This window comes from Pantoea sp. SGAir0180 (assembly GCF_043546245.1).
Genome location: NZ_CP028071.1, coordinates 2,603,862 through 2,625,171 on the forward strand (window position 1 = coordinate 2,603,862; position 21,310 = coordinate 2,625,171).

A 21,310-nucleotide genomic window follows, 5' to 3' on the forward strand; every position below is an offset into this window, starting at 1 on the left:
GCCTTTTCGGCTGGCGTGGCCGGTCTCCCTCTGTTCTGCTACTTACCGCCATAGAGAGACTGTTTCGACAACAATGCCGCACCTTATCAGGCTGTGTTCGCGTCTGTTGTGTTGGCCTCTGCTGACCCGCTTCACCCTGTTCATAGCAACAGCATCAGGGCACATCGTCAGGAGGGTATATTTTATCTCGTCAGATCCGAACGCCGCGATAAAACCCCTCGCTAAAACAGTAAGCGCCTCACTTTTCAGCCTGTTGCACCCTACTCTGTGGCAGATCAAGGTACCACGTGGCGCAACGCTTCATGCTTTGCGCTCCCTCCACCGACTCATTTATTAAGAGTATGAACCCGATTTCTAAAGCAGTACTGACGTTAACAGCGACAGGATGGCTGGCTGGCAATGTGCTCGCTCAGCCGTTACGCGCACCGCTGCTGGGAAATTTTCAGGCCAGCGCACACCAGCGCTGTGGACAGGACATCACACTGCAACTGCTGAAAACGACCGATAACATCATGCTTATGGGCCTGAAAAACCGGGAAAGTGGCGAAACCGATCTGTTCATGTCCAGCAGCCCGTTTACTGCAGACAATAGCTATTCCCGCTTCGTGCCCGTGAAATTCGATTAGTTGTCGAAGCACTTTATCGAAACGCATAACGATGTGCTGGAGGTGATCTAGGGCGCAGCAAAAGACGATAAGAATGTGCTGCGCTATACACTGGCGTTAGGCAGTTACACCTATTCCTGCGGTGCCATTGAGTCCTGGCCGAATGATACGGCAAACCAGTTGTACGGTGAGCCGGATAGCAGCGATGCTGGCACTGCGGCAGAGAAAAAAGCGCTCAGGGAATAGCGCAACCCTCGACCTGTTTAACGGCACGCAGTCTGAGGCGCCCGCGTAAATTGACCATGAATAATGGCAAAGCGTTGTACTACCGTGGCCTGCTCAGCGATAGAGACATTTTTTATCGTCATCTCAAGCGGAAACGTCTCGCTGTACCCGTCCAGCGTAATTTTTCCGTTGCCTGTCCTGACGTTGTCGAAGGTGATATCCCGGTAATCGGGGATCATCGTGCCGCTGGCGTGCGGATCATAATGCGTATCAATGACCACGGGATTGTCCACATCCTGCATACAAATGTTTTGGTAGCGAACCGCCCGCACCTGCCCACCGCGCGAGCGGTCGCTTTTGATGCGCAGGCCATTGGTCGTGCCGGTTAACGTCAGCCCGTCCACCAGCACATCGCTGACGCCTCGGTTTATTTCACTGCCAATCGACATACCATGACCAGAGCCAAACTGGTTATTCACGATGGAAATATGCGAGGCCGGTGCGTTTCCGGCTTTAATCGCCACATTGTCATCACCGGTACTGATCCGACTGTTGATTAACGTAACATCGCTGGACCCCATGGGATCCACACCGTCGGTGTTTCGTGCCGTCGCGGGCGTGTCGATGGTGATGCCCCATAGCGTAATGCCCTCACTGTCACTGACAGCCACGTGAAAGTTTGGCGCATTCTTCAGGGTGATCTGATACAGCGTGATATCCCGGGCGTGATCAACCTGGATCAGCCGCGGCGCATTTTGCTTTGCGTCATCACTCTTGGCGCTGGTCGCCAGTTGCCACCAGGTTTGCGTCTTACCGGTGACAGAGGCTCCGCCCTGCCCGTCGATCATGCCCTGCCCGTATATCCCGCTACCACGGACATGACTGAGAGTAATAAACGCCCTGCAACCGTTGCCCTGCGAATCCAGCGTCCCACAGCTTCCGCGCCCGTTATCATACAATCGTGGATCCGGAAGTGCGCGCAACACCGCTCCCTTATCAATGCCCAGACTGACACCCGAAGGCAAAGACAGTGGCCCGCTATAAAATACCTTCGCACGGGTTGAGGGTACTAACAGCACCATTTTGCCGGACGGGCAGCTATCCAGCGCCTGTTGAATAGTCTGACTGACAGTGTATTGATCCATGGCCGGGATACGCTGGCAGACCGGCGGATAAACCGGTGGTGTTACCGTTCGTCGATCGCCCATTTGTGCCTGAGCGGTAAAACTGATCGCCAGGCCAACAATCATGGCTAACAGAACAAAGGGAGAGCGATACATCGTCACAATCAGGTCAGTCATAGTGAAAGGGGCGACAGAGGGACAGGCCTTCACAATACGCAAGTCCTTCCTGGCAGGTAAAGCAGAAAAATGAGCCCGTCGCCGGAAGTGGTCAAAATGTTAAATTGATGCGCAGGGGTCAGCGAAATAAAAGCGGGATGGCTTCGTTTTCCCCTTTGAAATGCCGCCGTCCACAGCCTGGATAAAGCGGATTTTGACCTTTATTCGCCCAAGGGATGGGTTTGACAGCACCAGGGCCAGTGCTACGCTTCTTGTCATATAACCGACTGATTTTTGGCAGCCTTCGCGAGGCCGGGCGGCCATTAAACGCTGAGGTATTGATGCATGATGCTCAGAAAACCCCGTATTAAGGAAAATATAAAAAACCTTAATTTTGAATATCAGTTTAGTCGTGCAGGGTTTATTTTACTGACAAGTGTTGTTGTGGCGGCAGTGCTGGGATTATTTTCCAACGGCCTGTTTAGCGAGCAGCACCTGCAGAATAAAACGCACACCTTACGTCTCAATTACGATCGGTTTGGCCGCCTGACCAGCGAAAACGAAATCAAAGTCTCCATCAAAGAGCTCAACGCACCGGACTATATTCTCAGCTTTGGAAAAACGTTTCTGGACGAATTTCAGATTGGCAGCATTAAACCTCAGCCTGACCGGATGTACAGCGAAAAGGGTTATGTCTACCTGGTCTATAACCACGCCGACAAACAGCCGACCTTCTCAGTCTGGCTGGCCCTTACCCCCAGGAAGCCGGGCGCTTTTAGTAATACCCTGCAGGTAAACAATGAACCCGAAATCCATTTCAGCCAGTTTATTTATCCGTAGGTAACCTTTATGGAAATGGTCCTCAGAGCCGCTGCGATATACCTGATCCTCCTCCTTGTGTTCAAAATTGCCGGGCGAAGAGCCCTGCTTCAGATGACCAGTTTTGATCTGATCCTGCTTCTCATCATCAGTGAGGCAACCCAACAGGCGCTGCTGGGAAGCGATTTCTCCGTCACCGGCGCAATGATCACCATTATCACACTGATAGTGATGGATATGCTGTTTGGTTACATCAAGCGGAAACATAAAGGGTTTGAACAACTGATTGATGGCAGCCCGGCCGTCCTGGTTGAAAACGGCCAGCCTTTTCCCGATAAGATGAAAAAAGTGAACGTCAGCGAGGATGATATTTTGCTGGTCGCGCGACAAAATCATGGGCTGTGCGAACTCGATGAAATTCGCTATGCCATTCTGGAAAGTAACGGGCAGATTTCGATTATTCCTGCTGAGAAATGAAACCCGTTTAATCCGCACCTGGCCATGGCGGCATTTCATCATGTGAGAAACGACACAACGACCGAAAAGTCAGATACGGATCACGCATAGCCTGTATAAAATGCGTCAGAAGAGGATTCAGTGACGGCAGGAGGAGATGGGCGGTCTTGGAAAGCTATGACGATATCTATCGGCGCCTCAAAAATGAGGGCTATGAAGCCTGGACAGGAAGCGGCTTTTCGCGAGCCCGTCAGCGGCTCAGCGAGGTGCTTTATGAGCTTGAAGAAGCAGCATGGCTTCCTGACAAAGGGACTGTTCTTGAACTCGGATGTGGCAATGCTGCCATGGCATCACATTATTTTGCCCGACAATCATTCGTCGTTTACGGGGTCGATATCTCAGACGTGGCGATTTGCTGGGCTCGGGAACGCTTCAGGGAAGCAGGTCTGGTCGGTCATTTTAACCAAGGCAACGTATGCGACCTTTCTCTCTATAACGATGCTCAGTTCGATGTCATCGTTGACGGCAGCTGCTTTCATTGTCTGGTGGGAACACAACGTACACATTGCCTTAAAGCCGTGCGCCGTGTACTGGCCTGTGACGGCGCGTTAATTATCAGCAGCATGTGTGGTTCGCCTAAACAAATAAGCGAATCTCTGCGTTATGACCCTGGACAGCACCTGTTACTGAAAGATGGCATTCCCTGGCGCACGCTGAAACCGCTGGACGACCTGACCGCAGAAATCACAGCAGCCGGTTTTAACATCCGTTATTTTTCAGTTAATCAGAATTCGTGGTGGGATCATGCAACGCTTGTGTGCCACAAGGCTTCCAGTTAGTGCAGCCCGTCATCGTATTGGTGCGGATTGCCCTTACCCGAATACTTACCGCTTTTTGCCCGACGCGGTTGGCAGTTCAATGCCAACAAAACGCCTGACCGTCGGCATCAAGATTCCTGTAAAGATGGCGTAAAAAAAGAGGCATACAAAGCATGCCTCATAGTGTAGTAACAGGTTAATCAGACCGTAAATAAGCCGGGCTGAGAAACAAACATGCTGAGATTAGTTGGCTGCGCGCTCTTTTTTAATCTTATCTGCGTACTCAATAACTTCTTCGCCGGTCTTACCGGCCAGTGCGCCTTTGATCTTTTTATCAATCAGCGCGCGTCCACCTTCATCACCGCTGCCCGCCTGCATCAGCTCTTTCATGCTGACCTGGCTGAAGGCGACAACCTGAATAGCATCGTTAAACGCGGCGCGTTTATCCTCTGCAAGTGACTCCCGAACTTTTTGAAGCGATGTCTGAAAAGCCTCTTCGGAAGAACCATCAATTTTAGGCTCTCCACATCCCGTGAGGGCGAATGCTAACAAAACGACTGCAATTGCTTTTTTCATATGGGTTTTATCCTAAAAAAATTCTTATCAATCGTAAGTTTTTATGCGTTTTTTTAAAAGAACTTTCCACTGCTTCTCACCGGGTTGAACATAAAAAAAACAAATTACCTGTCCTTAGACAGTTGCCAGCCATCAGGAGCCGGCATGCATGACGGAAATGGGACGGTAAAAATTATGTAACCTGATTAAAGCAAAAGCCTTCTGAGTATTAAAAGCCGCTCAAAACAGGCCATCGCCAATTTTTCAGATGTTTAATGTGTCTTAGTGTGGGGAAGAATGTTATTCCCCTATTTTTACTGCGTGACCACAATGTTTTGCTCACGTTAAAACAAATAAAATTTATCCGCGCGCGCATGGATATCTTTTTGTCAGGTCATAAGAAATCCTGACCATATTGAGCCAGGGTAAGTATACCCTTCCTTTCACCCTCTTCTTTTTCAACACCTTCAACAAGAACTGCTGAGATATTTCAGATGTGTGTAAAATAAGCAAACAAAATTACTTAGGTTGCTTTGTTTCATTACGGTCACGTTTTATGCCACTCACACTCAACGCTATTTTATTCATTTCTGGCATGAGTACTGACGTAACATCATCTAACCACACATGCCAGCCGATTTACCTGAGTATTAAAATATTTTTTCAAAAAAAATTTTCCAGGAGCACAGTAAAGTGGTTCACCCTGGTCCTGAATTTCCAGAACGATACGACGCTGATGACTAATCTTTAAAAGTCCCCTTACTTTTATAACGTTACTTAACACTTTAACAGGCAAGTTAAGCCAGTAGCATCCTGCACTGATTAACAGGTATTCGACTTGCCAAATAAATAAAGAAAAAGATTTTTAGCCGATGATCTGCAAAACCATTTCATTGTGGTATTGCATTTGATATTTGATAAAACCTTATGCACCACAGAATAATACGTGGTTGCAACCTGATACGCTTAATAGCACTAAACATGATTATTCCTGTGCCGCCCCTGCGTGAACTTTAACAGTAATACTTTACCCGCATAAATTTTCTGGTGATGTGAAACGACGCATTTATGCGTGCCGTAATGCCGAATCATAGCATTTTTTTGAAGAGCAGAGACTTTATCGCTCATTAAAAGTACAGTGTTCAAAATGCGAAAAACCCAGCAGCAGTAATCTGCGCTGAGCTTTCGCTATCTGTTACCGATGGATATCAGGGTAAAAAGCGCTAGCGCCCCAAATCCCGTAGCTTCTCACCCGCCATCAAATTCTTCTCAATCCGTTCCAGCGTGACATTCTTGGTTTCCGGCACCAGATAAACCGTCACCACAATAAATACCAGATTAAACCCGGTATACAGCCAGAACGTGCCCGCCGCGCCAATACTGCCCAGCAGTGAGAGAAAGGTGGCACCGATAATCATGTTTGCCACCCAGTTAGTGGTCGTCGAACAGGTGATACCAAAGTCGCGGCATTTAAGCGGCTGAATCTCAGAGCACAGGATCCAGACGACAGGCGCTGCGCTCATCGCATATCCACCGATACACAACATGGTCATGCCCACAGAAACCCAGGATAACCCATGGCTGATCTCTCCCTGTCCCGCTTTCATCAGGCAATAGCCCAGCACCAGCGTAGCAAACGCCATGACTGAGAAACCAATTTTCAGAATCGGTTTTCTGCCCGCTTTATCTACGGTAAAAACAGCAATAAAAGTGGCAAACATAAAGGTCAGGCCAACAATGACCGTGGCGATCATCTGCTCCTGTGTGCTTTTAAAACCCGCCATTTTAAAAATCTGCGGCGCGTAATACATAATGATGTTCATCCCGGTAAACTGCTGCATGCCCTGTAATAACATGCCCAGAAAGACCGCACGCCTGACGTTCCTGTTACTTTTAAACAGCGAAAAACCCCCCTGCTTCATGCGCAGACTTTCCCGAATCTCGTTCAGTTCCTGACGGGCTTTTTCAGACGTATCGCGCAGCATCCGCAAGACATCTTCTGCTTCAACATGCATGCCTTTTGCTGCCAGCCAGCGCGGGCTGTTCGGCAAGAAAATAACCATGACAAACAGTACGACGGCGGGGATAGCCAGGACGCCCAGCATGGCTCGCCAGTTACCGCTGTAGCTAAAAGCCGTATCCGATACAAAAGCCAGTACAATGCCCAATGTAATCATCAGTTGATACAGACTGATCATTTTGCCACGGACGTTTTCGGTTGCCATTTCAGACAGATAAAGCGGTGCGGTATAGGAGGCTACGCCCACAGCAAGGCCCAGCAGGAGGCGAAAGATCAAGAGCATTTCAACGCTGGTTGCACCGGCTGAACCCAGCGATCCAATAGCAAACAGCACTGCGCCCGCCATTAGACTGTATTTGCGGCCAAGACGATGTGATACCCAGCCATTACATACTGCCCCTATTGCGGCACCCAGCATCATGATGCTCACCACCCATTCCTGCTCATGGCTGCTCAGATTAAAGTGATGGGTGAGAAACGGCAGTGCCCCTGAAATCACGCCAATATCCAGTCCAAACAGCAGTCCTGCTAACGCAGCGGAAACAGAGATAAACAGGTTCATACGGCGAACTTTTTGCTTATGTTCGCTTTGAAGATTGAAAGTATTTACATGAGACATCATTAAGCTCCGCTCACACAACATGTAGTGTCCATGCAGCATATAAAGCAGAGACAGCGGGCGATGAGGGCAAATAAGGTCTGGATATGGACGATTTTACTGATCTCACTCTAAGTGTGATGGAGATCTCATCGACAGAGTGAGCGTCTGTTTTTCGTTTTATGACGTAATATTGCTACACGTCTTTTCTGGCGATAATGTGTAAAACAATCCTTTGATGGGCCGCTTAATGCGGCGGATTGTTCAGGTCCGGCAGACACTCTGCAATACTTCACCACTGACGCAGTATATGAATTAAAGCGCTGTCAACATCGCTAAAAATCTGTCCTGGCCGCAACCGGCCTGACGATATGATGTATCGCCCAGACACCCTTCATAACAGAATCCCCCTTTATAATGAAAGCCAGCCACGACTCGCCCGCTTGAATCTCGTTCCAGGCTTATTTCGTTGTCGAGGGTTTATTCGCCGCACTACGGCAATACAATACTGCTCAGCAAAATGCATAACGTTTATCAGGATATGACAGGACGAAGGAAATGGTGTGCGCCGTTTTGGTTCAACCTGTTTTAATGACTGTCCTGTTTGAGCTCTGAGCATAACCTGATCTACTGAATGATCGTTTAAACCGTTTCCAGAACAGGCTGCCGTGAATACGTGCTTCAGTTGCGGAGAAAAGTGAACACAGGAAATTAGTCATGACCGGCATCATTTTATTATTACTGCTCATTCTCATCTTGCTTCTGATTCAGGAAGTGCTTGATGAGCGTTATTCACCTCATTATGAAAGTGAGAATTACGATTAAACCTTCGTATTTCTGTCATGGCTTTCAACCTGAACGCTTATAATCGTTCATGACCACCCGACCTGTTTACATCGTTATCGTTTCTGGATTAGCCCAGTTATAAACCGCAAAGACCAGCCGGATATCGCCAGCTACGCTCCCATACCTACGGTGCATATTGTCAATAAAATACGATTTAAGCGAGTCGGGCAAGCTGGCAGCGCGATAGCGAAGCAACGTCGTATGCCAGAATTCAGGCGGGGTCGTTTTTCCACCGTGCCTTTCGAGCAGTAAATCCCGCCACGTCGCTGATGACATCAACGCATTCCAGAACGCAGCTCTTTGCGCGACTGCGCTGCCGTCAGGAAAACCTGCCAGCAACAGCTGATCGGGAAGCGCGAGCAAACGCAATCCCTCCACCCTGAGTGATGAATCCGTTACGCACTGGCGGAAGGTGCCAGTCACTTCGCTTATCATCGGGATTTGCTGGCGCTCGTGATAACGGGCTGGCGTAAGCGGCAGGAAGGTGACATGAAAGTTTTTTGCCTGCATAACCTCTGCAAGTGGGTCATCGCGGGTTAAACGGCGGATGTCGTCAAGAAGAGCAAGGATGTCGGGATTCAGATCAGGCAAAATTCCACAGCTCAGCGCTTTAAGCCCGTCAGGGTAAAAGAATTTTTCAGCATGGTGATGCGCTTGCCTGTTTTCCTGTTGCCACAGCCGCAGGGTTTCACTGTTTCGGTCTGCATAGAGAGTGTCAAAATAAGCCGCCTTTTTCACCTTCTCTCCTGAATGTCCCTGAACGAGGTGTCCACAGCATAGCCAGACGAGCGGGGAAATACAGCACTTTCTACAGCGGATATATTCCGGCCCACTTCACGCAGGTGGGCCGGCAGACTTAATCTGGCTGTTTATCGCCGGATTCAGGCGCGTGGGTTACATCATCTTCCGCGCCGTCGGTGCCGCCTTGTGACGGACTTTTTTTCCCCGGTTGATAATCCGGATGATCACCCTCTACTGGTCTTTCTGTCATACAGGCCTCTCTGGTTAGCAAACCGAACACTAAGTCTGGCTCACAAAAAGCGGGTAAGCACAGCGGCTTCCCCTCGTGGGATGGCGCTGCACGTATCCGCTTTCACAAAAGCATTGATATCACGCACTTTTTTTTCGCTACATTGACTTAGCGAAAATACCGACCAGACTTATCAGGCGAGCTGTTTTTTAAGTGTGTTAATCACGAGGGAAAGAGATGAAAAGCATTTTGAGCGGTCTGTTAATTGTTTCCAGTCTTTTAATGATGTCGGGTTGTCAGCAGGACAGCAGCGCCGTCGGCAACGATGGTCGCCCGCATGCGCCAAGCGGTCAGTCAGTGCCTGGCGGTCCACTGGGCAAAGGGCCGGTTGGTCAGCCGCAGGCATAAAAAATCCGGCCATGTGCCGGTTTTTTTTATGTCTGCGCAGAAGCCCACCTGTGGCTTGAACTTTATGCACGTAACCATCATCCGCGACATTACTCCTGCGTAGTATTTAACGGCAATGGTCATATTGCTGCGTGCTGTAACAATTGCACAATGTGGGTTCACACCGCGTTTAAAGGTATCGTCACACCGGATACGGGATATAATCCCCGTCATATCTGTGGCACACGATAACGAAAGCATTTTCAGGCAATATAAGACCTGGCGCGAACACGGTATCTCAATACATGATTATTTCAGTAACGCGCAACGGACTGACAACCCCCATGGCAGTCCGCTTTAACGTCAACCTCTCCTGCCCTACTGAATGGACGACGACAGCCGGAAAACCGGTCTGTATTCCGTCATATCCTCAAACACGCAAAACGCCGGTGCATTCAGTTCAATGATCGGAGAAACCCGCATAAGCTTTTCCAGATAAACCGCTCTTAACCTCTGAAGGAGGCGGCACTCCTCGGCGACCGGCGGGTTAATCAGATATGACACACTGATATGAAACTCGTAAACATCATGATTATGTCGTCTGCAGCGCAGGACATGACTGAGACGATCTCTCAGCCCGCGAATTTTTGTTTCTTCCGCCTGATTCATTGGTGCCAACGAGATCGAGACGCCGCGCTTTAATACAACAGCCCCAATCCGCATTTTTACGGGAAATTCAGTTACGCTAAAGTCGGTCAGCTTTTGGGCAAATAACCGATCGCACGCCGACATGGGCGCATCGAGGCTCAGGTCTGCGGGCCAGGCCGGCAAATAACGCGCCCTGTCATTCGCACCATTAAAGACGGTCATGTGGTAGCTCGCCGACGGCAGAAAGGTATAACACCGTGCCAGTCCTTCCGCCTTCATGGCCTCCACCATCTCAGAGATCACGCTAACGATTTCGCTTCCCTGATCCAACTGGCAAATGAGCGTGTTACCTCTGAAAGGCAAATATGCACCATCAGCCGCAAATTTTTCACCGATAGCATTCTCTTTCCAGCCGTCGTACTCAAGCACTTCTGACATAGCTTCTGCCCTAATCAATGGATAAATGCCTGCGTTTGAGGCGCGCGTGCTTCGCACAACAAAAGACAGCGCCGCACAACATGATCGTCCACGCCTGAAAAGTGTGGCCTCACGGGCTTATGACAATAATGCCGAAACATGACCGTTTTTATTGCGCTGCCCGAAGCAGGCAACGAACGCCGTCGTGCAAGGTGGCTGCATATCAGCAGCGGAAAGGGGCGCGCAAAGACTGTTAAAATTTTATGTCTCTTTACCCTGCTGCGCCGGACAGACGTTGTATTCCTGTGCTGGCTACCCACGTCGCACGCGCGTGCGATGAAGTTTCATTCTGCAACAAATTTCACGCCATTTACCGCTTATGCCCGGAAGGCTTTTGCCGAAAACATCATGGGCCATATAAAATCTTAACTGGGGTGAAAAATGAAAGTATCGACGCGATTATCTGCTGGATTTGCTTTTTTAATGTTGTTTTTCGTCATTAGCTCTGGGGTTGCACTGAATCATCTGCTTGAAGCCCGAAAAAATATCAACGAAATCGTCAACACTAATCTGAAAAAAGTCACGCTGGCGAATGATGCGGGAACGGCCCTGCGAAATATGCTGGTCGAAGTCAGGAATATGGCCCTGTTTTCTGATCCCAAAGCCATCGAGAATGAATGGGGCCGTTTCGAGGGCCAGAAGGCCGTTTATACACAAAAGCGCGCTGAACTGGCCTCGCTGATTGAAATCAACAAAAACCCCGAAGAGCTCGGCCTGCTTAAAAAAGTGCAGGAAAATGAAAACGCCGCGCTTACCACCCTGGCGACAGCGGCCACAATGGGCAGACAGCGGCAACTGACCGGACTGGCGGACTATCTGACCAATGTTGTCCGCCCGCCCCAGCAAATCCTTATTGGCAGCCTTAATGAACTGACCGAGATGCAGCGGGCCTTTGCAGAGCAAACGGCAGAGAAGAGCAATGACTCTGTCAGCCGCATCATTAAGATCTTTATTTTTCTGGTTCTGGCGTCCCTGATTTCTGGCGCCGTGATCTGTGTGTTAATGAGCAGGAAACTGATGGCGCAGTTGGGTGGAGAGCCGGCTCAGGCCCAGCAGCTGGCCGCCGCGATTGCGGCGGGTGATCTGACTACGTCCGTTACGTTACGCCGCCACGACAGGAGCAGTCTGCTCGCTTCTCTGGATACCATGCAGGCAAATCTGCGCGGCCTGGTGTCGCAGATTAAACATGCCTCCACTACTGTTGCTCAGGCCGCCGATGAAATTTCCCAGGGCAATACCGAACTGTCCTCACGCACCGAGCAGCAGGCCGCCGCGCTGCAGGAAACTGCCGCCAGCATGGAGCAACTCACAGCCACGGTGAAAAGCAACAGCGCTGGTGCGCAGCAGACGGCTGAATCCGCGCGCGAAACCGCCCGACTTGCCCGTTCCGGCGAAACGGATATGAATCGCATGTCGGATACCATGAACGCGATTGCCATCAGCGCGACCAAAGTGCGGGACATCACCGCGGTAATCGAAAGCATCGCTTTTCAGACCAATATTCTGGCGCTCAACGCGGCAGTGGAAGCGGCACGCGCCGGAGAAGGCGGACGCGGTTTTGCCGTGGTGGCGGGCGAAGTCCGAACGCTGGCGCAGCGCAGCGCTACCGCAGCCCGCGATATCAAAACGTTAATTGAACAGGCCGTAAGCCAGGTTGAAAGCGGTGTTGCAGTGGCGTCAGGCACGGGCGAAAGCATCATGAAGATTGTCGGCATGGTCGGAGAGCTTGCCAGCGCAATGGACAACCTGTCGCTGGCCTCTTCAGAACAAATGCAGGGTATTTCTCAGGTCAGCGTGGCGGTCAGCCAGATGGACAGCGTGACGCAGAATAACGCAGCACTGGTAGAAGAGTCTTCTTCCGCGTCACAGTCCCTGTCAGTTCAGGCCCATGCGCTTCGGGGCATGGTGGAAACCTTCCGGGTCTGATTATCATGACGCGGCGAGACGGTTACTCAACGTTTTTCGCCTGAGGGCAGCAATCCGCCCTCTTTATCGTATCACCACCAGCCCGGATGCCGGGCTTTTTTCATTTGTATAAAAATCGCACTGACCAACAGTGAATATCGGACATGCTGTTATGGTTTTCAGTATGTGCGGGACCGGGCTGCCACCTTCGCTATCTTCATGTCGCTTACATTCGCCGGGGTCGATGAGCGACCCCGGACATTTTCGTCGTGCTGAGAACATCAGACACAAAGACTACGTTACTTAACCAGATACAGGTCTTTGGTATAGTAGAAACGCAGATGCGACGGCGCGTAGCCGCCTACTTTTGGACTGACCATCTGATTCAGAGCGCCGTAAAAGACCGGAATGACTGGCGTATCATTAGCAATAATATCGCTGGCTTTTTGATAATCCCGGGTCACGGCATCCAGGCTGGTATCCATGCCTGCGGCTTTTACAGCGGCATCAAAGGCCGGGCTGGCATAACCCGCCGTATTTTGACTGTCGCCGGTACGATAGGTGTTAAGGAAGGTGGACGGTTCGCTGTAATCGGCGACCCAGGTATAGCGCACCAGATCAAACTGCCCCTGATGCATATTATCCACCATGGTTTTCCACTCCTGGTTTTGCAGGGTGACCCGGGCGCCCAGCACTTTCCCCCACATCGACGCGGCAGCGATCGCGATACGTTGATTATCCTGATTGGTGTTGTAGAGCAGAGTAAAAGTTAAAGGATGGCTGGCGGAATAACCGGCTTCACTGAGCAGCGATTGGGCTTTTTTCACCCGTTGTTCCTGCGTCCAGCCCGCCCATGCTGGTGCCTTGAGCGTCACCTCCCCCATAGATAAGGGCAGCATAGCCCAGGCCGGTTGCTGGCCCATACCGATGACTTTATCAGCGATAATGGTTTTATCCAGCGCCAGGTTGAGCGCCTGCCGCACACGCACATCCGTAAAGGGCGGCTTGCGGTTATTAATTTGAAAATAGAACACGCTGTATATCGGTGTGCTGCGCACCTCTTTTGGCCGCTCTTTTTTCATACGAGGAAAGTCAACGGCAGGGATGTTATCCGTGATGGTAATGCCGCCCGCAAGATAGCGATTAAGCTCTGCGGATACATCGTTGATCGGTAAAAAAGTGACCTTGTTAATTACCGTATGTGCGTTATCCCAATAGCGATCGTTACGGACGAGCGTAATTTTTTCATTTACCACCCACTGGTCCAGCTTAAACGCTCCGCTGCTGACCATATTGCCGGGCCGTGTCCAGGTTTCTCCAAACTTTTTGACATTATTTTCGCTAATCGGGAACAGGGAAGGATGAGCGACAAACTGCAAAAAATACGATACCGGCTGATCGAGCGTGACCTGAACAGTATGGTCGTCCAGTGCCTTAACCCCCAAACTGTCAGTCGGGCTTTTTCCGCCCGTTACCGCATCCGCATTGAGGATGTGGGCATAGCTGGCAAAAGAGGCATAAGGCGAAGCCGTTTTGGGATCGGTGAGACGACGCCAGCTAAATACAACGTCCTGTGCGGTCAGCGGCGATCCATCGGACCAGGTCAGATCCGGGCGAAGGTGAAAGGTCCAGACTTTGTTATCCGCCGTTTCCCATGAGGCTGCCAGCCCGGGCACCACCTTACCGTCGGGCGTGGTCTGCACCAGCCCCTCAAACAGATCGTTAAGAATTGAAAAAGCATCATTCGTTTCCGCTTTTTCGACGTCCAGTGTGGCAGGTTCAGCACCATTACCGCGCACAATTTCCTGTAAGGGAGCCAGCGTTACTCCCGTTGGCACATTTGCCCCTATGGCGGGAAAGGAGGATAGCAGCCCTGAAAAAATTACCGACCCACACAAATGGGCAACATATGAACGGCTTACTGGCATTCGTCTGACTCCTGTTGGATAAATTATTATGCGACTTTGCGCCAGCACTGCTGCAATTTATGGGCCAGAGGCGAGACGCTGTACTGCGCCAGTCTGCCAAAGGTCAGGTGGTAAAAAGCGTTATCACTGCACAGTTTTGATGCAAAACGACAAACGGGCTGTGCCGTTTGCCCCGTTGCGATTAACAGAACTTTTACACTATGCCAGCAACCCTTTTTCACCCGCTTCACACCTCGACACAGCCAAATTGATAGAGTAATGGGATATCAATCTGGAGCCTGTATGAAAAAAGTCATCCTTTTAGTGATTGCGTTAGCCAGCGTCTCGGCGCTGTCGGGCTGTGTCTGGCCGTTCTGGGGACCGGGCGGTGGCGGCCCAGGGCATATGGGACCGGGCGGCGGACCCGGTGGTGGTCCGGGCGGTGGCCCGCACGGCTAAAGAACCCAGGACGGTCTCTTCATGAAGCCGTCCTGCTTCCCTAATCAAAATCATTCTGGCATTCACACCTGTGTTGCCAGATGCGCGCGACAACTGCGAAATACTGCACTGGAACTTAAATTGACAACTCAGCGTATGACACGATCCGCTGGCAGACGAGGTGCGCCGGCCGATAACACGCTGGGCTTACTGATCATCCTGACCGATCGCCTTGGCCGTACGCGGCGCGGACATTTTAATACGCGCGCTAATCTGCTATGACGGGATCCGCCCGGCAACCTCATTCACCTTACCCTGCCAGGAGAACAGCAGCTCACGTGGCTGCATCACAGCTCCCGCCACGTCAACACCATTCGCTTTAATCAGTAACTGATCAGTGAATTTACCCGTTATCGCCTGCCTCGGGAAATCTGCCACAGTCAGGAAGTGCGTGAGAATGTACGGCATGACGACCGCCCGGGCAGACGCACCTTACATCACGGTGAGCCTGAATTGGGTTGTTTTTTTGCTACTCAGAGAAATCCATCTGTATTTCTGTGAAGAGTAATAAAGCATGATAATATTGATTTTTTATTTCAAAGAAAATCTCCTGAAAATTGAAATTATATATTCTACAGATGAAAGGTGTGATTAAAAAACAAAGCCAGCCACCAGGCTGGGTTTGCTATTTTTAAAAGTATAAATAAAATGCCTGACTTTTTTAGCAGGTAAGCTGAAGCCTGCAGAGTAATCGTTTACTTCATCATACAATCCGTTACTGATATCCATTTCAATTAAAGTTATCAATTAAAAAAAGATAAAAACAGCACTAATTAAAATAAACCCCCTCACTAATAAAACAACCGCATTACAAAATAAAAGTTAATATCACACCCGGGTCAAAAAACACGTGCTGAAATCAGTAAAATAGATGATTAACAATAAATCATTAAGCTGTTAAGAATGAAATCAACTCCCTCTCAATGCCATTTTCTATGTCTTTTTTTACAGTATATACTTATTTTCCCACCAGACTTATGATTGTAAGGTGCCATGTGGACACGGTGGAGGTCGATATGAGAAATTTCGGTTTCGTCGTAATAGGTCTGGTTGGTTTTGCTGCATTCAGCGTTGCTTTTTGTGCCCTTTGCCTGACGACATCCGGTGTCATCCATTAGCTGCGCGGGAAATCCACGATATGGCCATTCGTGGCCATTTTGGTCAATATCATAACGCCCTCTACCGGCTCTGCCTTATCTCTTCGTTGCAGAGTCACATCGCTAAGCGGTATCTGAACGTGCAATGACCTGAAAATTTTAACGGAAGGCCTGCGATGTTCAGGTCAGCGATCTTTGCCCTGCGTCTGACTTCTGCTAACTTTGTTATGAAAACGTTAACTTCAGACAAGGCAAGCTATGAATCAGTATGACAACCTCTGGAATGCTATCGAAACGCGCGTTAAGCAGAACAATGATGCCTCAACGCTGGATATGAGCCATTCCGATAATCTGATGGTTAACCAGGTGAAACAACGCACCGCGCAGATATTTATTCTTGAAATCATTTTGGATAAACATCGTAAACAATTTGGCACGCGTTATTTCCCGTTATCCGGCGAAGAAGCGCTTTATCATTTGATCTTTACGCGCACGAACTGGTTACCGGCACAAATCAGAACCCTTTCACTTTCTGATGCACTTTTTGTTATCGCAGAACTGTTTCGCGATGGCAATCTACAGGAGGGCGTCAGAAACTTTCTGGGCACGCAGGGACTGCGAAATGTCTCTTATCCCCTTGATGAGTTTTCAGACAGAGACTGGGCACCTAAGGAAAACGAGGTACATCTGTCCCTTCCCTGAGACAAACGTAACAGGATGCCGTAGGTGATATCACTGTGCCTGTGAGACTATCCCAGGCACCGTTGGCGCTAAAGAAAAAATGTCCTGGCCATCAAGCCGATAAAGTTGGTAACTTTCTTCTTTATCTGCTGGTCTTTCCCCCTGCCAGACAAGCGTGCCATCCACAAATTCCTGCGGATGCTTTTTATCGTGCTGTACCAGAAGCCAGTGACAGCGAAAGGCACCTCTGTGCTTTCCTTCCCTTAGCGTGACTAAGCCGTCGTAATACTCCAGTAACGCACGCTGTGGCTCGCCAAGGTGCCGACTGGCTACGCACTCATCTTTAGGCAGCCAGGCTCGCATCGGGATAAAGACGTCTGAATAACGCTTCGTATAATCCAGATAAGGCATGCCGAGTGTCATGGCCAACACCCAGCACAGGGTTATACAACTGGTGAAAATATATAAGGGGCTTTGTCGCGCTGCCCGATGGAAAAACACGATGCCACTCATCATCAGGGTAACCAGCAGTGCCACGCTAAACATAAGCGGATGGAACTCAGGCATAAATCCAGGTGCGCCTGGCGCCACCCACTTATTCCATAACGGGACAGGCCAACCGGTTATCAGTATGATCCCCGCGCCCCACATCACTGCAGGAAGCAGACAAAACAGGCCCAGAGACCAGGGCCGCAATTTTTCAGCCCACTCCGCTTTTCGTTGACACGCCCCCGCCGCTAATATTGCCAGTGGCAGCAACAACGGCATGGCATAGAGTTCGCGTGCATCTGCGGCGGCAGACAATGTAGCAAACCCCGCCACAAAAAACGTCAACAGGACTTTGACTGCCGGACTAATGCCGTTTGCCCCGCAGCGCCATAACCACCATACCGCCATAGGAAGCGCTGGAAATGCATACCACGGAAGCAATTTAAGATAAAAGAACGGCTTCGCTTTCGGACCCAGTCTGGCGGTACCGTCAAATCGGCCAAAGTTATTCACCATAAGCCAGGTTGAAAACAGTTTTTCTGAACGCATCCAGAGCGCGTAAAGCCAGGGCGCGACCAGCGGGCAAAAAACCAAAAAAGCAATGGCACAAAAGATGACGTAGCGCCTGTTGCGAAATTCAGTATTGAGCAACGGTAACCCCATTGCCGTTACTCCCAGAATCCCGGGACCCAGTAGCCCCTTTGAGAGAAACATAACGGCAGCACCCACGCCCAGTACAATGCCGCCAGCAACATGGCGTCGAATCCCCAACACGAAACCATAAATGCCGATGGCGCCTCCCGCCAGTAAGGCCGTATCGGTAATCATCTGGTGCGCCCGAATGGGAAAGCCGACGCAGGCAAAGAGAATAAGAACAGCCCAGCGTCCGGCGCCTTTACCCAGTAACTCTCTGGCAGATAGTGCAATAGCGTAACAGGCGATCAGGATGAAGAAGCCTGTAGTCAGACGCGCTGCATCCGGCTCGCCTAATAACGGACTGAACAGCCGAAGGAAAAACGACGCCGCCACAAAATAGAGCGGCGGCTTTTCCATAAAAGGCTCACCTGCCAGCGTAGGCACTACCCAGTCACCGGTCTGCGCGATGTGGCGAATTAACCCAAAGGTATAAGCTTCGTCAGGCTTCCACGGTTCATGTCCTACCAATCCTGGTAATAACCAGCAGCTAAAAACAATAAAGCATAAAAATAAGGGAATTTGCTGCGAGACAGGAAAGATGGTCAGAATACGCTGCGTGCGAGTCTCGCTGCTGTTTGTGGATGTCAGAGGTATAAATGCATCCGGGGCAGCGGCCCGTGTTGCAGGAAAAATAACCTGAAAATGTTTTGTGTTCACGCGTTACTCGCTTGTCTTACCGACTTTTAGAGTAAAAATACGGTGTATAAGCTCTATGTCTGTTCGCAAAAATCTTTACAGAAACGACCCAATAAAGATGCAAAATGTGCTTCTTAAGCAAAATGCTGAATCCCTTTATCCGCTCAGCACTTTTTGAAGTTTATAAGCGCTTATTAGTGCGAGGATTTGAACATCCGGAGCTCCGGGCTTACAAAAAATTCACTGTTAATAAGATAAAGAAGCGGAAGTAAACGAGAAATAAACATTCTGCGCTTTGAGTTTAAACGCTTAGCCCAGACTGACATTGAGGATAAGAACTGATGAGGAGCCACCACCAAATCTAAAAAGATGAATGTAAAGAACGGAATAATGACTTATGGGTCCGGTTCAATTACGGGATCTGATCATGATTGACGTGTTAAACGCATCACTAAAGCAGAAGCATCTGGCATAGTGTTCCCGTTTAAATGAAAGCTCGAAGTGCAAGAAATGTTCCTGTCAATAAGTCAGCTGAGGCACCATTAAATCACCTATTATTCGGACCTAAAGACGAACGTCTCTAAGTGCCCTGTGCAGCAATACGATCACAGGATCTAACGCCTTTCTGAAAAGGTGCAGATATGAGCCAGAGCGAGGCAAGTCGCCCATTGACTAAGAAGCATTATGAGATGCTTAAACGAAAAAAGCCCTGTAACGAGCAGGGCTGATAACCATTCAAAAAAATTTATCTATTTCTTATAAAAAGTGTATGATGAGCGCGGAGTATTCCCTGGTGTTGGCTGTGTTAGCCACCCTCACATCAACCCTTGAGGTTTCCGAGGCCACTAGTGGTGTGGGGGTTTCTTTTTTAAATCATAAATTATGTTGAACCTTAACCCCCTTCATAACAACTAGACTTTAGATCAAAAAAAACTATACTAAAGGATAGCAAAGGGAGCATTATCACTTTGTAATCAGATACATAAGCGAGAACCCTCTCAAGCTAACTTCGGATTGCGCTTGAGTTTTTTGTTCATCACCTTTAATTAACCACACAAACACCTGAGCAGCATTATGCTCTGCAAGCACGTCGTTTCCAAACGCCTTCAGACTGATTCCCTGCCCCCGGAAAGAATAAAACCATCAGAAAAATTGATACTAACCAAGTATGCTGCGCTGCAAGCTGAGCCGATCTGCCTTTCCACGTACAGCACCTGGTGCCAGTTCACCCCTTCTCCTGGTTTCACTGAATTCTCTTCCGCCGGACCCACGTATGTTTTACATCGTCGTATAATTGTCATCATCCTGTGATAGGTTCTCTGAGGGGTTATACACGCTCTTCTTAAACACACTGGAGTTGTTACATGAAAACGACAAAAGCCCACTCTTTAGAACAGGCTAATGAATTACTGTCCAAAGGACTGGCTAAGAATGTTGAGTTGTGTTTTGAATTGACCACGGATGAGTTTTTCAGATTCACCGATCACTGGTGTGATAAAGGGGCAAAAATTCTAAAAAAAGAACACTTTGTCGTTAAACTGAAGCCTTCCGCTTCGGTCTCCGACCCAGAGTAATTCTGTTCTTTGCCTGCTGACTGCGGTCTTAACGATCGAGACGCTAACCGCGTTTTTATACACGCAACGACAGTCAGTAGGTGTTTTTTCACGTCTTGCTTTTTGAATAACGCTGGAAATCCCTCCAGTAAAACCGGGTATAGTGCTGCCTGACCCGTCAAAATCCTTATACATCTCAGTTCAGCGTGCCGGTACAGCCCGTAAGCAGTAGCAGAACGACACAAAGCACCACGTTTATCACTCGCGGAGACATTCTGATTGAAGCGAGTAAATTACGGTCTTTTGATACATGCTTATTGTGACCCGTTTTAGCGAAACGCTGAGACAGCATTAAAATGTCGAATGGCAGTAACAGCATTGCGGGGGTCAGCTTTGGCCGGTTCTCACTCTTTAATGGCTGCATTATGTTTTTCTCCGTCATCGACTTTAACTGCGAGGTGGCTTACTGACATCTGTCACAACCCCGATAACCCTATATCCGCTAGCGAGTTCTGAATGGGTATACCTTGTAGCAATAAGAAAAAAATCGTGGACCAGCGCAATAGTGTTTCCAGTGCTAAATACGGCAACAAGCTTAATCAATTTCACTATGAACGTTACGTGATTAATTCCAAGGGTACTGCATGTCAGCTTATAAAGCATAATTAATGCATGTCTTTTTCTTAGCGCAGCGCTTAAAAAGCTGAAAAAAGACTAACATTATCGTTAAGTATGGTGTGGTAAGTGTAAAACGCTTATTAGACAGCACCATTTTGCTTTGCATCAGGCGCTAAAAATGCTCTTCCAGGGTGCTGTGGATAGCAATCAGCTGTCATTCCTTGCCAACGAAGCCATTTTTCAGCAGTATTGGTAGTTCAACACCGCACTAGTGAGTATGAACTTAAAAATATGACAAAATGATGGCGAAGACAGTATGTCTGTAGCAAATCGCATCAAATGCAACAGCCAGCCTTTTTCAATGCGCAACCTTCAAACCGTCATTAATTATTAAAAATAACATTCAAATCAATTATTTATCGATAGATAAATTAACATACAAAAATCAGATGTGAAGTTAAACCTTCGTAAATAAAAAGCCTGCGCTTTTAAAATTCTCTCTGGGTATAGACTCCCATTATATAGT

The 21,310-nt window shown here is 49.1% G+C and carries 20 protein-coding genes; 11 read left to right on the forward strand and 9 right to left on the reverse strand.

Annotated features, from left to right (window positions below; genetic code table 11):
- The first annotated feature begins 341 nt into the window (after positions 1-341).
- Positions 342-626, forward strand: coding sequence for a hypothetical protein (locus tag C1N58_RS12210; RefSeq protein ID WP_394564213.1), 285 nt, complete (start codon positions 342-344; stop codon positions 624-626).
- Positions 627-701: 75 nt separating this feature from the next.
- Positions 702-851 carry a hypothetical protein gene (locus tag C1N58_RS12215; RefSeq protein WP_394564214.1) on the forward strand — a complete coding sequence of 50 codons (150 nt, stop codon included), beginning with the start codon at positions 702-704 and terminating at the stop codon, positions 849-851.
- A 17-nt stretch (positions 852-868) separates the two neighbouring features.
- Here the strand turns inward: C1N58_RS12215 and C1N58_RS12220 are convergent, their stop codons facing one another.
- On the reverse strand, positions 869-2,164 hold the full coding sequence (locus tag C1N58_RS12220) for a glycoside hydrolase family 28 protein (RefSeq protein WP_394550870.1): 1,296 nt from the start codon (positions 2,162-2,164) through the stop codon (positions 869-871).
- Between the two features lie 291 nt (positions 2,165-2,455).
- Between C1N58_RS12220 and C1N58_RS12225 the strand changes: the two genes are divergently transcribed.
- The 3 genes from C1N58_RS12225 to C1N58_RS12235 all read left to right on the forward strand — a co-directional run bounded on the left by C1N58_RS12225 (position 2,456) and on the right by C1N58_RS12235 (position 4,224).
- Complete coding sequence (locus tag C1N58_RS12225; protein ID WP_205951373.1) at positions 2,456-2,950, forward strand: hypothetical protein; 495 nt, start codon at positions 2,456-2,458, stop codon at positions 2,948-2,950.
- Positions 2,951-2,959: 9 nt separating this feature from the next.
- A complete protein-coding gene (locus C1N58_RS12230) occupies positions 2,960-3,406 on the forward strand; it encodes a DUF421 domain-containing protein (RefSeq protein ID WP_394549819.1) in 447 nt (148 codons plus the stop codon).
- 146 nt (positions 3,407-3,552) lie between these two features.
- Positions 3,553-4,224 (forward strand): class I SAM-dependent methyltransferase, encoded by a 672-nt coding sequence (locus C1N58_RS12235; protein WP_394564215.1) that lies wholly within the window; start codon positions 3,553-3,555, stop codon positions 4,222-4,224.
- A gap of 222 nt (positions 4,225-4,446) precedes the next feature.
- Here C1N58_RS12235 and C1N58_RS12240 read toward each other — a convergent pair whose 3' ends face one another.
- The 4 genes from C1N58_RS12240 to C1N58_RS12255 all read right to left on the reverse strand — a co-directional run bounded on the left by C1N58_RS12240 (position 4,447) and on the right by C1N58_RS12255 (position 9,213).
- Complete coding sequence (locus C1N58_RS12240) at positions 4,447-4,779, reverse strand: DUF6694 family lipoprotein (RefSeq protein ID WP_367143234.1); 333 nt, start codon at positions 4,777-4,779, stop codon at positions 4,447-4,449.
- Between the two features lie 1,202 nt (positions 4,780-5,981).
- Complete coding sequence (locus C1N58_RS12245; RefSeq protein ID WP_072193612.1) at positions 5,982-7,400, reverse strand: sugar porter family MFS transporter; 1,419 nt, start codon at positions 7,398-7,400, stop codon at positions 5,982-5,984.
- 867 nt (positions 7,401-8,267) lie between these two features.
- The gene (locus C1N58_RS12250) at positions 8,268-8,960 is read right to left on the reverse strand and encodes a hypothetical protein (protein ID WP_233255754.1); all 693 of its coding nucleotides are present in this window, start codon (positions 8,958-8,960) and stop codon (positions 8,268-8,270) included.
- A 118-nt stretch (positions 8,961-9,078) separates the two neighbouring features.
- Entirely contained in the window at positions 9,079-9,213 is a 135-nt protein-coding gene (locus tag C1N58_RS12255; protein WP_255421286.1) for a hypothetical protein, read from the reverse strand.
- A 216-nt stretch (positions 9,214-9,429) separates the two neighbouring features.
- Between C1N58_RS12255 and C1N58_RS12260 the strand changes: the two genes are divergently transcribed.
- Entirely contained in the window at positions 9,430-9,600 is a 171-nt protein-coding gene (locus C1N58_RS12260; protein ID WP_033738761.1) for a hypothetical protein, read from the forward strand.
- Positions 9,601-9,957: 357 nt separating this feature from the next.
- On the opposite strand, the gene C1N58_RS12265 is transcribed toward C1N58_RS12260, so the two are convergent.
- On the reverse strand, positions 9,958-10,665 hold the full coding sequence (locus tag C1N58_RS12265; protein ID WP_033738758.1) for a DUF1868 domain-containing protein: 708 nt from the start codon (positions 10,663-10,665) through the stop codon (positions 9,958-9,960).
- A 138-nt stretch (positions 10,666-10,803) separates the two neighbouring features.
- Between C1N58_RS12265 and C1N58_RS12270 the strand changes: the two genes are divergently transcribed.
- Both C1N58_RS12270 and C1N58_RS12275 read left to right on the forward strand, forming a co-directional pair.
- The gene (locus C1N58_RS12270) at positions 10,804-11,073 is read left to right on the forward strand and encodes a hypothetical protein (RefSeq protein WP_039342942.1); all 270 of its coding nucleotides are present in this window, start codon (positions 10,804-10,806) and stop codon (positions 11,071-11,073) included.
- A gap of 12 nt (positions 11,074-11,085) precedes the next feature.
- The gene (locus tag C1N58_RS12275) at positions 11,086-12,630 is read left to right on the forward strand and encodes a methyl-accepting chemotaxis protein (protein WP_033738753.1); all 1,545 of its coding nucleotides are present in this window, start codon (positions 11,086-11,088) and stop codon (positions 12,628-12,630) included.
- 278 nt (positions 12,631-12,908) lie between these two features.
- Here the strand turns inward: C1N58_RS12275 and C1N58_RS12280 are convergent, their stop codons facing one another.
- Positions 12,909-14,537: an ABC transporter substrate-binding protein gene (locus tag C1N58_RS12280; protein ID WP_367143238.1), complete on the reverse strand. Its 1,629-nt coding sequence runs from the start codon at positions 14,535-14,537 to the stop codon at positions 12,909-12,911.
- 282 nt (positions 14,538-14,819) lie between these two features.
- On the opposite strand from C1N58_RS12280, the gene C1N58_RS12285 reads away from it, so the two are divergent.
- Complete coding sequence (locus C1N58_RS12285; RefSeq protein ID WP_164483040.1) at positions 14,820-14,975, forward strand: hypothetical protein; 156 nt, start codon at positions 14,820-14,822, stop codon at positions 14,973-14,975.
- A 255-nt stretch (positions 14,976-15,230) separates the two neighbouring features.
- On the opposite strand, the gene C1N58_RS12290 is transcribed toward C1N58_RS12285, so the two are convergent.
- Positions 15,231-15,422: a hypothetical protein gene (locus C1N58_RS12290; protein ID WP_110267797.1), complete on the reverse strand. Its 192-nt coding sequence runs from the start codon at positions 15,420-15,422 to the stop codon at positions 15,231-15,233.
- 947 nt (positions 15,423-16,369) lie between these two features.
- On the opposite strand from C1N58_RS12290, the gene C1N58_RS12295 reads away from it, so the two are divergent.
- Positions 16,370-16,813, forward strand: a complete 444-nt coding sequence (locus C1N58_RS12295; RefSeq protein WP_039342951.1) for an ECs1072 family phage-associated protein — start codon at positions 16,370-16,372, stop codon at positions 16,811-16,813.
- Between the two features lie 30 nt (positions 16,814-16,843).
- Here C1N58_RS12295 and C1N58_RS12300 read toward each other — a convergent pair whose 3' ends face one another.
- The gene (locus tag C1N58_RS12300) at positions 16,844-18,445 is read right to left on the reverse strand and encodes an ArnT family glycosyltransferase (RefSeq protein ID WP_394549825.1); all 1,602 of its coding nucleotides are present in this window, start codon (positions 18,443-18,445) and stop codon (positions 16,844-16,846) included.
- Between the two features lie 1,532 nt (positions 18,446-19,977).
- Between C1N58_RS12300 and C1N58_RS12305 the strand changes: the two genes are divergently transcribed.
- Positions 19,978-20,187, forward strand: coding sequence for a hypothetical protein (locus C1N58_RS12305; RefSeq protein WP_033738740.1), 210 nt, complete (start codon positions 19,978-19,980; stop codon positions 20,185-20,187).
- Positions 20,188-21,310: the final 1,123 nt, after the last annotated feature.

Coding starts and splice junctions, on each gene's coding strand:
- C1N58_RS12210 (WP_394564213.1), top strand. CDS start 342: ATGAACCCGATTTCTAAAGCAGTACTGACGTTAACAGCGACAGGATGG.
- C1N58_RS12225 (WP_205951373.1), top strand. CDS start 2,456: ATGATGCTCAGAAAACCCCGTATTAAGGAAAATATAAAAAACCTTAAT.
- C1N58_RS12230 (WP_394549819.1), top strand. CDS start 2,960: ATGGAAATGGTCCTCAGAGCCGCTGCGATATACCTGATCCTCCTCCTT.
- C1N58_RS12240 (WP_367143234.1), bottom strand. CDS start 4,779: ATGAAAAAAGCAATTGCAGTCGTTTTGTTAGCATTCGCCCTCACGGGA.
- C1N58_RS12245 (WP_072193612.1), bottom strand. CDS start 7,400: ATGATGTCTCATGTAAATACTTTCAATCTTCAAAGCGAACATAAGCAA.
- C1N58_RS12255 (WP_255421286.1), bottom strand. CDS start 9,213: ATGACAGAAAGACCAGTAGAGGGTGATCATCCGGATTATCAACCGGGG.
- C1N58_RS12260 (WP_033738761.1), top strand. CDS start 9,430: ATGAAAAGCATTTTGAGCGGTCTGTTAATTGTTTCCAGTCTTTTAATG.
- C1N58_RS12265 (WP_033738758.1), bottom strand. CDS start 10,665: ATGTCAGAAGTGCTTGAGTACGACGGCTGGAAAGAGAATGCTATCGGT.
- C1N58_RS12270 (WP_039342942.1), top strand. CDS start 10,804: ATGACCGTTTTTATTGCGCTGCCCGAAGCAGGCAACGAACGCCGTCGT.
- C1N58_RS12275 (WP_033738753.1), top strand. CDS start 11,086: ATGAAAGTATCGACGCGATTATCTGCTGGATTTGCTTTTTTAATGTTG.
- C1N58_RS12280 (WP_367143238.1), bottom strand. CDS start 14,537: ATGCCAGTAAGCCGTTCATATGTTGCCCATTTGTGTGGGTCGGTAATT.
- C1N58_RS12285 (WP_164483040.1), top strand. CDS start 14,820: ATGAAAAAAGTCATCCTTTTAGTGATTGCGTTAGCCAGCGTCTCGGCG.
- C1N58_RS12290 (WP_110267797.1), bottom strand. CDS start 15,422: ATGCCGTACATTCTCACGCACTTCCTGACTGTGGCAGATTTCCCGAGG.
- C1N58_RS12295 (WP_039342951.1), top strand. CDS start 16,370: ATGAATCAGTATGACAACCTCTGGAATGCTATCGAAACGCGCGTTAAG.
- C1N58_RS12305 (WP_033738740.1), top strand. CDS start 19,978: ATGAAAACGACAAAAGCCCACTCTTTAGAACAGGCTAATGAATTACTG.